At 70.9% G+C, this 10,859-nt stretch carries 9 protein-coding genes and 1 other RNA gene; 1 reads left to right on the top strand and 9 read right to left on the bottom strand.

From position 1 onward, the window contains the following. Positions 1 to 85: 85 nt before the first annotated feature. From ACFWXO_RS05840 to ftsE, 8 genes are all read right to left on the bottom strand, one after another. On the bottom strand, positions 86 to 367 hold the full coding sequence (locus ACFWXO_RS05840; RefSeq protein WP_030059737.1) for an HU family DNA-binding protein: 282 nt from the start codon (positions 365 to 367) through the stop codon (positions 86 to 88). A 532-nt stretch (positions 368 to 899) separates the two neighbouring features. Then, positions 900 to 2,372, bottom strand: coding sequence for an NAD-dependent malic enzyme (locus tag ACFWXO_RS05835; RefSeq protein ID WP_375882994.1), 1,473 nt, complete (start codon positions 2,370 to 2,372; stop codon positions 900 to 902). Between the two features lie 348 nt (positions 2,373 to 2,720). Continuing rightward, entirely contained in the window at positions 2,721 to 5,024 is a 2,304-nt protein-coding gene (locus ACFWXO_RS05830; protein WP_375882992.1) for a HelD family protein, read from the bottom strand. 152 nt (positions 5,025 to 5,176) lie between these two features. Next, positions 5,177 to 5,557: a transfer-messenger RNA gene (gene ssrA / locus ACFWXO_RS05825) on the bottom strand. Positions 5,558 to 5,643: 86 nt separating this feature from the next. Then, the gene (smpB, locus tag ACFWXO_RS05820) at positions 5,644 to 6,120 is read right to left on the bottom strand and encodes an SsrA-binding protein SmpB (protein ID WP_350504740.1); all 477 of its coding nucleotides are present in this window, start codon (positions 6,118 to 6,120) and stop codon (positions 5,644 to 5,646) included. A 63-nt stretch (positions 6,121 to 6,183) separates the two neighbouring features. Beyond that, positions 6,184 to 7,320, bottom strand: a complete 1,137-nt coding sequence (locus tag ACFWXO_RS05815) for a S41 family peptidase (protein WP_375882990.1) — start codon at positions 7,318 to 7,320, stop codon at positions 6,184 to 6,186. Positions 7,321 to 7,433: 113 nt separating this feature from the next. Further along, entirely contained in the window at positions 7,434 to 8,345 is a 912-nt protein-coding gene (gene ftsX / locus ACFWXO_RS05810) for a permease-like cell division protein FtsX (RefSeq protein ID WP_350504738.1), read from the bottom strand. A gap of 78 nt (positions 8,346 to 8,423) precedes the next feature. After that, positions 8,424 to 9,113, bottom strand: a complete 690-nt coding sequence (gene ftsE / locus ACFWXO_RS05805; RefSeq protein WP_030059730.1) for a cell division ATP-binding protein FtsE — start codon at positions 9,111 to 9,113, stop codon at positions 8,424 to 8,426. Positions 9,114 to 9,480: 367 nt separating this feature from the next. Between ftsE and ACFWXO_RS05800 the strand changes: the two genes are divergently transcribed. Then, positions 9,481 to 9,675, top strand: a complete 195-nt coding sequence (locus ACFWXO_RS05800; RefSeq protein WP_030059729.1) for a hypothetical protein — start codon at positions 9,481 to 9,483, stop codon at positions 9,673 to 9,675. 64 nt (positions 9,676 to 9,739) lie between these two features. Here ACFWXO_RS05800 and prfB read toward each other — a convergent pair whose 3' ends face one another. Further along, on the bottom strand, positions 9,740 to 10,852 hold the full coding sequence (gene prfB / locus ACFWXO_RS05795) for a peptide chain release factor 2 (RefSeq protein WP_375882988.1): 1,113 nt from the start codon (positions 10,850 to 10,852) through the stop codon (positions 9,740 to 9,742). Positions 10,853 to 10,859: the final 7 nt, after the last annotated feature.

The following is a 10,859-nucleotide window of genomic DNA, read 5'->3' as shown; positions in this document are numbered from 1 at the left end:
TCGCTCCCCCGACCCCCCACCACGCCCCCCGCGCGCGCGCCCCCCCCCCGCCGCCCCCCCGCCTCTCGGGCGTTCAAGGGGTGGTTCAGGCGCCCTTGGCGGCTTCCTTCAGCTTGGAGCCGGCGCTCACCTTGGCGCTGTAGCCGGCCGCGATCTGGATCGGCTCGCCGGTCTGCGGGTTGCGGGCGGTGCGGGCAGCGCGGTGGGTGCGCTCGAAGGTCAGGAAACCGGGGATGGTGACCTTCTCGTCGCCCTTGGCGACGACCTCGCCGACGATCTCGGCGAAGGCGGCCAGAACGGCGTCGGCGTCCTTGCGGGTCACCTCGGCGCGCTCGGACAGCGCGGCCACCAGCTCACTGCGGTTCATGTGTACTCCTGTGGTCTGTTCGCTTGCGGTGTGCGGGGGCCCATCGGTGCTCCCACCGGGGGGCACCCGGATGGGCCGCAGGTCCGCACACTGTGCTCATGCAGGCATTGCGTGGTCGCAGGCCGGGTCCGTACCCGTATGCCGCGCGCCGGAGCCGTCGAAGAGGCCCGCCGCCTGCCTGGGAACGAATCCTGCCCCGACCGGCCCCGAGAAAGCCAATCGGGCCCCGGCCGAGCCACCCGAACATCGCCCGCCCGTTGGAGGTGTGACGCTCCGTCGGCTCCGGCGGACCGGGCGCGGACGGCGGTCAGGATGACACGCCGGAAGACCAGGGGGACGTTCCGTACTTGTCGGACACGCCTGCCCCGGCCAGGGCTACCGTACGCCCTAGGCACGACAAGCCCAAACACGCCCCTCGCCCTTGTGTCGCAAGGGTTCGGGGCGCGCTTGGGCGGGTATGGCCGCTAATCGGACATTTGACCGATCGGCGACCGGCCCGCGAGCCGGGCCGTCCGGCGCCCGGCCGGGGCCGTCAGAGCTTGACGGTGGGGAAGGCCGAGGTGTCCAGCGTGCCGACGATGCCGGGGGTCGGACGGGCCGGTACGGCGGGCTCCTGGGCGTCCGCCAGGGCCGCCTCGCGCACCGCCGCGGCGACGGTCTTGGCGACGTCCTTGTGGAAGACGCTGGGGATGATGTAGTTCGCGTTCAGCTCGTCGTCGGCGACGGTGGTGGCCAGCGCGCGGGCCGCGGCGATCATCATCTCGGTGTTGACCGTGCGGCTCTGGGCGTCCAGCAGGCCGCGGAAGACACCCGGGAAGACCAGCACGTTGTTGATCTGGTTCGGGAAGTCGCTGCGGCCGGTGGCGACCACGGCGGCGGTCTGCCGGGCCACCCCGGGGTCGACCTCCGGGTCCGGGTTGGCCAGCGCGAAGACGATCGACCGCTCCGCCATGGTGGCCAGGTCGTCGCCGTCCAGGACGTTCGGGGCCGAGACGCCGATGAACACGTCCGCGCCCGCCACGGCCTCCTTGAGGCTGCCGGTGCGGCCCGAGCGGTTGGTGTGCTCGGCGATCCAGCGCAGGCTGTCGTTGAGGTCCTCACGGCCCTGGTGGACCACGCCGTGCACGTCGGCGACGGTGGCGTGCTCGACACCGGCGGCCAGCAGCAGCTTGAGGATGGCGGTGCCGGCCGCGCCGGCGCCCGACATCACCACGCGGATGTCGCCGATCTCCTTGCCGACCACCTTCAGCGCGTTGGTGAGGGCGGCCAGCACCACGATCGCGGTGCCGTGCTGGTCGTCGTGGAAGACCGGGATGTCCAGGGCCTCGCGCAGCCGGGCCTCGATCTCGAAGCAGCGCGGCGCGGAGATGTCCTCCAGGTTGATCCCGGCGAAGCCCGGGGCGATCGCCTTGACGATGGCGACGATCTCGTCGCTGTCCTGGGTGTCCAGGCAGATCGGCCAGGCGTCGATCCCGGCGAAGCGCTTGAACAGGGCCGCCTTGCCCTCCATGACGGGCAGCGCGGCCGCCGGGCCGATGTTGCCCAGGCCCAGCACCGCCGAGCCGTCGGTGACCACGGCGACGCTGTTGCGCTTGATGGTCAGGCGGCGGGCGTCCTCGGGGTTCTCGGCGATCGCCATGCAGACCCGGGCCACGCCCGGGGTGTAGATCATGCTGAGGTCGTCACGGTTGCGGATCGGCAGCTTCGAGGACATCTCGATCTTGCCGCCGAGGTGCATCAGGAAGGTGCGGTCCGAGACCTTGCCGATCGACACGCCGTCGATCGCCCGGAGCTTCTCGACGATCTCCTCGCCGTGCGCCACCGAGGAGGCCGCGACCGTCACGTCGATCCGCAGCGCCTCCAGGCCGGAGGCGGTGACGTCGAGACCGGTCACCGATCCGCCGGAGGACTCCACTGCCGTGGTGATCGCGCTGACCGCGTTGCCGCGGGCCGGGACCTCCAGTCGCACCGTGATCGAGTTGGAGACACTGGGCACCGTCGCCATCGACGCTTCCTTCTTCCGTCTGTCCCGCAGGCTCAACATTTTGTTGAAGGCATCGCCTGCGCATGCTAGACCTCGATCGTCGCACCTTCCAAGGGGTTGCCAGAAATAACGTTCATTGAGTGTGCGGATCCGACAAGCGGGCCGCGTCGCCCACAGTCTCCGGGCGCACACTCCTTGCCTCTCCCGGCCGATGCGTTACATTGGACGGGACACCGGCTCGATCCAAGCCCCCGGGCCCAACCTTCGTCCCTCAGAGGGACCACTTGCCGCGAGGCGAGCATGGCGGGTCGGTGTCGTCAACGTCCGAAGGCCCCTCACCAGCGGTGAGGGGCCTTCGTCGTGGGTGCGTCAGCCGTGCAGCAGCGCGGGCACGCCGGCCGCGTCCGGCAGGTCGTCAGGGCCGGACAGCACCGTCAGCCGCTGGGTCGCCCGGGTGAGCGCCACGTAGAGCACCCGCAGGCCCGCCTCCGACTCGCCGGCGATGCCGGTCGGGTCGGCGACCACCGTCGCGTCGTACTCCAGGCCCTTGGCCTCCAGGCTGCCCAGCACCACCGCGCGCCCGCCCAGGCCCTCGGCCCAGCCGGCCGCCTCGGCCCGGCGGTCCATCGGCACCACGATCGCCACGGTGCCGTCCACCTCGCCCAGCAGCCGCTCCAGCTCGCTCCGGGCGGCCCGGCCGAAGGCCTCCGGCGCGGGGTCGGTGACGGCCGCGAAGCGCGGCTCCACGCCGACGTGGCGCACCGCGCTCGGCGAGGGCGTGCCCGGCGCGGCCAGCGCCAGCACCTTCGCCGCGACCTCGGCGATCTCGGCCGGGTTGCGGTAGTTGACGGTCAGCGTGAAGCGGCGGCGCGGCTTGCCCGCCAGCACCTCGTCCAGCGCGGCCTGGGCCTCCTGGGGGAACGGCCAGGAGGACTGCGCCGGGTCGCCGACGATGGTCCAGGTGGCCATCCGGGAGCGCCGGCCGATCATCCGCCACTGCATCGGGGTGAGGTCCTGGGCCTCGTCCACGATCACGTGGGCGTACTCCTTGCGCTCCACCGGCTGGCGCTCGCGCTGGCGGGAGTTGCGGTCGGCGAAGGTGGTGACCTCCTCCAGGCCGCTCAGCAGGTCCACCGCGTCCACCTCGCGGACCTTCGGACGGGCCGGCTCGCCGAGCAGCACCTGCAGCTCGTCCACCAGTGCCACGTCGTGCGCGGACAGCCCGCCCTCGCCCTGCGGCGACAGGTGGCGCCAGGAGGCGGCCAGCAGCCTGGCCTCGTCCGGGGTCACGGCACGGCGGGCGATCCGGTTGGTGTGCCGGGTCTGCTTGAGCGTGCCGAGCACCCGGCGCGGGGTCAGCGCGGGCCACCAGGCGTCCAGGAAGTCCAGGAACGACGACTCGTCGGAGACGTAGTCGTCGAAGGACTCCTTCTCCTCCTGGCGCTGCTCCCGGGCGTAGTGGTCGGTGGGCTTGGGCAGGTGCCGGATCGCCTCCTGCCACAGGGCGTCCAGCAGCAGCCGGCGGGCGCGCGGGCGCAGCAGGTTCAGCGGGGTGCCGCCGGAGCCCACCACATTGCCGCGGACGGACCTCAGCCGGCCCGCGTCCAGCTTCAGCACCTCGCCGCGGGCGACCACCTTGAGCTCCTGCGGGGCGCCCAGCTCCAGCGCCGCCCGGGCCGCCCGCCGCAGCAGGTGCACCATCCGGGCCGAGCCCTTGACCCGGGCCGCCTCCGGGGCGTCGTAGGTGTCGGCCTCGATGCCGTCCACCAGCGAGCCGACCGCGCGGATCGCGACCTGGCCCTCCTCGCCGAGCGAGGGCAGCACGCCCTCGGTGTAGGAGACCAGCAGCGCGGTGGGCGAGACCACCAGGATGCCCCCGGCGTAGCGGCGGCGGTCCTGGTAGAGCAGGTACGCGGCGCGGTGCAGGGCGACGGCGGTCTTGCCGGTGCCGGGGCCGCCGGTGACGAGGGTGGCCCCGGCTGCGGCGGCCCGGATCACCTCGTCCTGCTCCTTCTGGATCGAGGAGACGATGTCGCGCATCGAGTGGCTGCGGGCGCGGCCCAGCGAGGCCATCAGCGCGCCGTCGCCGACCACGGCCAGCTCCCGGCCGCCCAGGGTCGGGGTGAGGTCGGGGCGCAGCAGGTCGTCCTCGACGCCGATCACCTTGCGGCCCTTGGAGCGGATCACCCGGCGGCGGATCACCCGGCCGGGCTCCACCGGGGTGGCGCGGTAGAACGGCGCGGCGGCCGGGGCCCGCCAGTCGATCACCAGCGGGCCGAACTCGGCGTCCAGCACGCCCAGGCGGCCGATGTGCAGGGTCTCGGCGACGGCCGGGTCGGCCGGGTCGAGCGGGGTGTTCGAGGGGATGCCGTGTTCCTCCGGCGCGTCGGCCTGCTGGAGGTCGATCCGGCCGAAGAGGAAGTCCTCGAACTCGTTGTTGAGCCGTTGGAGGTGCGCGCCGGCCCGGTAGACCTGGGCGTCGCGCTCGGCGAGGGCGCCGGGAGTACCGACCTGGACCCGCTTGGCGGCGTCCTCCAGGATGTACTCCGCCTCGGCGAGCTTCTCCTCCAGCCGGTGGTAGACGGTGTCGAGGTGCTGCTGTTCACCGGCGATCTCACGCTCGCGGACGGTCTCGTGATCGGTGGTGGGGGTGGTGTCCGTGTTGCTCTGCATGGCCTCGGGGGTTGCGACGGAATCCGGCTCCGGAAAACGAGCGGACGGATGATCCTACGCCGCGACCCCCCGCACGCGCTGCTCCGGAACGTACAAAAATCGAAGGCCGCCCTCCGCATCAGCGGTGGACGGCCTTCGGTGTGAACATGGGGTGGTGGAGATGCCGGGAATCGAACCCGGGTCCAGTGGAGTTAATTCAGGGCTTCTCCGAGCGCAGTCCGCTGTGATTTTCTCGGCCCTGGCGGTCACACGGACAAGCCGCCAACAGGCCCAGCTGCTGTTTGATTTCCCGTCCACCCTCGCAGCCCGGGCGGACGGTTGAGTTCCCTAGATTATGCCAGGGTCCGGGTCGGGAACTCCCCGGTCTGACACCCAAGCGCTATCGGTGCTTATTAGGCAGCGAGAGCGAACTGCTGGGAATCGCGCTTAGAGTTGGCGATTATTTTTTGCGACACGTGGTTAACGAGATCATTGCCGCGTTCCTCGGCTCGCTTCCCCTGTTTCAACATCCCCTGTCGAAACCGATCATCCCCATGTTTTGTTGAGAAACAGCTCGGACGGTGACCGTCCGTGTTGCTGACGCCATAGTACGCGAGGCGACGGGCGAGGGTCCAGCGGATTAACCCTGGCGCCGCCGGGCCGCCGCCACCGCGCGGGCCGTCTCGCGGGTGTCCTGCTTCTCCCGCAGCGTCTGGCGCTTGTCGTACAGCTTCTTGCCGACCGCCAGCGCGAGTTCGAGCTTGACCCGGCCGTCCTTGAAGTACAGGGACAGCGGGACCAGGGTGTGGCCCGCGTCGCGGACCTTGGTCTCGATCTTCTGGATCTCCATCCTGTGCAGCAGCAGCTTGCGCTTGCGCCGGGCCGCGTGGTTGGTCCACGTCCCCTGGGTGTACTCGGGGATGAAGACGTTGTCGATCCAGGCCTCGCGGTTCTGGATGTAGGCGTAGCCGTCGACCAGGTTGGCCCGCCCCTCGCGCAGCGACTTGACCTCGGTGCCGGTGAGCACGAGGCCGCACTCGTAGGTGTCGAGGATCGTGTACTCGTGTCGCGCCTTCTTGTTCTGCGCGATCAGCTTGTGTCCGGTTTCCTTTGCCATAGCGCGGCCATTCTCGCACTTCGACGCCGGATCGGGCAGCCGCTTTACCGCCGGGCGGCCGGGTCAGGACCGGGTGCCGAGCCCGGCCAGGACGCGCAGGGCGAGCGCGTCGGCGTCCTCGCCCGCGGCGGCCGGGACGTCCGGGGTCAGGCCGGTGCCGTCCAGGGAGCGTCCGGCCGGGGTGTAGTAGCGGCCGACGGTCAGCTCCAGCACCGCGCCGTCGGCGAGCCGGCTGGGCTGCTGGACGGTGCCCTTGCCGAAGGTCCGGGAGCCCACCACCACGGCGCGGCTGCGGTCCTGGAGGGCCCCGGCGAGCAGTTCGGCGGCGCTCATCGTGCCGCCGTCCACCAGCACCACCAGCGGGCTGCGCCGGTCGCCGCCGGGTGGGGCGGTCAACTCCCGCTTCTCGCCGCGCTCCTGGTAGGAGCCGACGGCGCCGCCGTCCAGGAAGCTCCCGGCGGTGCCGACGGCCTCGTCCAGCAGCCCGCCGGAGTTGCCGCGCAGGTCGAGCACCACCCCGGCGTGCGGGGCGCGCAGCGCGGCGCGCACCTGGTCGGCCACGCCGCTGGTGAAGCCCCGGACGGTGATCCGCAGCACGCCCTTGTCCAGGTGCTCCGCGGTGACCTGCCGGCTGTCCAGCAGCACCCGCCGCAGCCGCAGTTCGCGCACCTCGCCGCCGTCGCGCTGGACGGCCAGGGTGACCTCGGAGCCGGCCCGGCGCTCGTCGCCCTGCCCGCGCAGCCGGGCGACCACCTCGGTGACCGGCAGCCGGTCGGCCTGGTCCCGGTCGATCCGCAGCAGCCGGTCGCCGGGGGCGATCCCGGCCTCGGCGGCCGGTCCGGCCGGGGTGACCTGGGAGACCGAGGTGACGCCGTCCTCGCCGCGGCCGACCGACAGCCCGACCCCGGGGTAGCGGCCGTCCAGGCCCTGGCTGAACTCGGCGTACTCCTGGGCGCTGTAGTACGCGCCCCAGCGGTCGCCGCCGGCCGCCAGCAGGTGCTCGGCCTGCTGCTCGGACAGCGCGGCGCCCGCCGGGTCCGCCGGGAGCCCGGCGGCAGCCGGGGCGAGGTCGGCGGAGGCCCGGCGCGGCGGGTCGCCCGGGCCGTCCCAGGCGCCGGTCGCGGCGCCGCCCAGCAGCACGGCACCGAACACCAGGCTGAGCGCGGCCACCTGACGTGCCCTGCGCGGAGTTTGCAGCATGGCAACGGAGTGTAGACACCGCTCCGCGCGCGACGGGCCGGAACGGCGGAGCGCGGAACGGCGACGGCCCCGTACGGCGCAGTGCCGTACGGGGCCGAAGCGACTTCCGGGGGTCAGACCTTGAGGTACTTGCGCAGCGTGAAGAACGCCGCGATGCCGGCCATGCCCATACCGACCACGACCAGCAGCGGGATCACCGCCAGCACCGAGCCGAGGCCGATGAAGTGGATGAACTGCACCCGGTCGGCCAGCCAGCCCTGGACGAAGAAGTGCCCGCCGACCAGCAGGCCGGAGGCCAGCGCCGCGCCGAGCAGCGCGGAGAACGCGGCCTCGGCGATGAACGGCATCTGGACGTAGAAGTTCGAGGCACCGACCAGGCGCATGATGCCGGTCTCGCGCCGCCTGCTGTACGCCGACACCCGGACGGTGTTGACGATCAGCAGCAACGCGACGAACAGCATCAGCACCATGATCACGAACGCCGCCGTCTGCAGGCCGTTGAGCAGGCCGAACAGGTTCTCCAGGATCTTCCGCTGGTCCTCGACCGACTTGACGCCGGGCTTGCCCGCGAAGGCGCTCTGGATGACGTCGTACTTGGTCGGGTCGTTGAGCTTGACCCGCCAGGACTGCGGCATGGCGTCCGGGCCCAGGACGGAGATGAGCGGATTGTCCGGGTTCATGTCCTTCCAGTGCTTGTACGCCTCCGCGGAGCTCTCGTACGTGGACGACTGGACCACCGAACTCATCTTGTCCAACTGGTCCTTGATGTCCTGGACCTGCTGGTCGGTGGCCGCACCCTTGTCGCACTGGGGCGAGTTGCGGGCATCCGCCTTGGTACAGAAGTAGATGCTCACCTCGACCTTGTCGTACCAGTACCCCTTCATGGAGTTCACCTGGTCGCGGACCAGGAGCGAGGAACCGGCGAGGGCGAGGGAGAGCGCGACGCTGACCACGACCGCGATGGTCATGGTCAGATTGCGTCGGAGACCCACACCGATCTCCGACAGGACGAACTGGGCACGCATGCGGGAAACAACTCCAGGGTCGGTACTGCGCGGTCTGGCGGTCCGGGCCGGCGGGCCCTACGGGTCAGCGCTGGTCGGTCAGTGCTGGTATCCGTAGACGCCGCGGGCCTGGTCGCGGACGAGCAGCCCCTTGTCGAGCTCGATGACGCGCTTGCGCATCTGGTCGACGATGGCCTGGTCGTGGGTGGCCATCAGCACCGTGGTGCCGGTGCGGTTGATCCGGTCGAGCAGCTTCATGATGCCGACCGAGTTCTGCGGGTCCAGGTTTCCGGTGGGCTCGTCCGCGATGAGCAGCATCGGGCGGTTCACGAAGGCACGGGCGATCGCGACGCGCTGCTGCTCACCACCGGACAGCTCGCCGGGCATCCGGTCCTCCTTGCCGCCGAGGCCGACCAGCTCCAGCACCTCGGGCACCACCTTGTTGATGGCGCTCTTGGGCTTGCCGATCACCTCCAGCGCGAAGGCGACGTTCTGCGCGACGGTCTTGTTCGGCAGCAGGCGGAAGTCCTGGAAGACGGTGCCCAGCTGGCGGCGCATGTGCGGCACCTTCCAGTTGGACAGCTTGCCGAGGTCCTTGCCCAGCACGTGCACCGCGCCCGTGGAGGGACGTTCCTCCCGCAGGCACAGTCGCAGGAAGGTGGACTTTCCCGAGCCGGACGAGCCGACCAGGAAGACGAACTCGCCCTTCTCGATCTCCAGCGAGACGTTGTCCAGGGCGGGACGGTTCTGCTTGGGATAGGTCTTGGAGACGTTGTCGAATCTGATCACGGCTGCATCACGGAGGCCATCCTAGGCGGCGCCAGTCCTCGGTCGATCCGCCCCGGAGGCCCGGCCCGGGGGCGGGCGATGGGAGCGCGGAGGGCCGCTCCCGGTCTGGGACCATACGCGAACCTGCGGTGGGCCCGCAGGGACAGCCCAGGACGGATTCCGGAATCTGGGGGAGAATGTCCGGTTGTGCCCCGATAATTGCGAGCCATCTCACAGCCCGGGAGCCGGAACGGCCAGAACCTGGCAGAGTGGAGGTGGCGACCGTGTCCGGCCGCTCCCCCGTACAGGGCAGACTCCCCCGTACAGGTAGGAAGAGGGAACCAAAGCCCCGTCCGGTGCGTTGCTGTAGCAGCGAGGAGGAGATCGCATGACCTGCGACCATCTGGTGTGCGCCAACTGCAACGGCCGCGTCAGCGACGGGCGTTGCCCGGTGTGCCGCGCCAACCGGGCCCGGCTGCAGGAGCAGCAGGGGCCGTTCGCCGCACTCTCCCCCGCGATGCTGCTGGCCCTGCTGGCCGGACTGCTCGCGGTGGCGCTGATCGCGCGGCAGGCGCTGGCCTGACGAACCTGCGGTACGACGAAGGGCCCCGACCGCTGCGGTCGGGGCCCTTCGCGTGTGCCTGCTGTTACTCGGCGCTGGTCTCGCGCTGCTTGCGCCAGCGGATCCCGGCCTCAATGAAGCCGTCGATGTCGCCGTCCAGGACCGCCTGCGGGTTGCCCGCCTCGTACGCGGTGCGGACGTCCTTGACCATCTGGTACGGGTGCAGCACGTAGGAGCGCATCTGGTTGCCCCAGGAGCTGCCGCTGTCCTTGAGCGCGTCCATCGCCGCGCGCTCCTCCTGGCGGCGCCGCTCCAGCAGCTTGGCCTGGAGGACGTTCATCGCCGAGGCCTTGTTCTGGATCTGCGAGCGCTCGTTCTGGCAGGAGACCACCACGCCGGTCGGGATGTGCGTGATGCGCACCGCCGAGTCGGTGGTGTTGACGCCCTGGCCGCCGGGGCCGGAGGCGCGGTAGACGTCGATGCGCAGCTCGCCCTCGTCGATGTCGACGTGGTCGGACTGCTCGACGACCGGGAGCACCTCGACGCCGGCGAAGGAGGTCTGCCGGCGGCCCTGGTTGTCGAAGGGCGAGATGCGGACCAGGCGGTGGGTGCCCTGCTCGACCGAGAGGGTGCCGTACGCGTAGGGCGCCTTCACGGTGAAGGTCGCGGACTTGATGCCGGCCTCTTCGGCGTACGAGGTGTCGTACACCTCGGTCGGGTAGCCGTGCCGCTCGGCCCAGCGCAGGTACATGCGCATCAGCTGCTCGGCGAAGTCGGCGGCGTCCACGCCACCGGCCTCGGCACGGATGTTGATCAGCGCCTCGCGGGCGTCGTACTCACCGGAGAGGAGGGTGCGGACCTCCAGCTCCTCGACGGCCTTCTGGAGCGAGACCAGCTCGGCCTCGGCCTCGGTGCGGGTGTCCGCGTCGTCCTCGGCCTCGGCGAGTTCGAACAGCACGCCCAGGTCGTCGATGCGGCTGCGGAGGCCCTCGACGCGGCGCAGTTCGCCCTGGAGGAAGGAGAGCCGACTGGTCACCTTCTGTGCGTTCGCGACGTCGTCCCACAGGGTGGGGGCGGCTGCCTCCTCCTCCAGGACCGCGATGTCGGCCCGGATCTTGTCCAGGTCGAGGACGGCCTCGATCGACCCCATGGTCGTATCGAGGTTCTTGAGCTCTTCGGAAGGATCGACGGCTGCCACGCCCCCA

The organism is Kitasatospora sp. NPDC059088 (assembly GCF_042738155.1).
Classification (GTDB): domain Bacteria; phylum Actinomycetota; class Actinomycetes; order Streptomycetales; family Streptomycetaceae; genus Kitasatospora.
This window is presented reverse-complemented; position numbering and strand designations above follow the sequence as displayed.

What these genes read in the sequence shown, in the direction of transcription:
- ACFWXO_RS05830 (WP_375882992.1), bottom strand. Translation starts at nt 5,024, where the DNA reads ATGCAGAGCAACACGGACACCACCCCCACCACCGATCACGAGACCGTC.
- ACFWXO_RS05835 (WP_375882994.1), bottom strand. Translation starts at nt 2,372, where the DNA reads ATGGCGACGGTGCCCAGTGTCTCCAACTCGATCACGGTGCGACTGGAG.
- ACFWXO_RS05815 (WP_375882990.1), bottom strand. Translation starts at nt 7,320, where the DNA reads ATGCTGCAAACTCCGCGCAGGGCACGTCAGGTGGCCGCGCTCAGCCTG.
- ftsX (WP_350504738.1), bottom strand. Translation starts at nt 8,345, where the DNA reads ATGCGTGCCCAGTTCGTCCTGTCGGAGATCGGTGTGGGTCTCCGACGC.
- smpB (WP_350504740.1), bottom strand. Translation starts at nt 6,120, where the DNA reads ATGGCAAAGGAAACCGGACACAAGCTGATCGCGCAGAACAAGAAGGCG.
- ACFWXO_RS05840 (WP_030059737.1), bottom strand. Translation starts at nt 367, where the DNA reads ATGAACCGCAGTGAGCTGGTGGCCGCGCTGTCCGAGCGCGCCGAGGTG.
- ACFWXO_RS05800 (WP_030059729.1), top strand. Translation starts at nt 9,481, where the DNA reads ATGACCTGCGACCATCTGGTGTGCGCCAACTGCAACGGCCGCGTCAGC.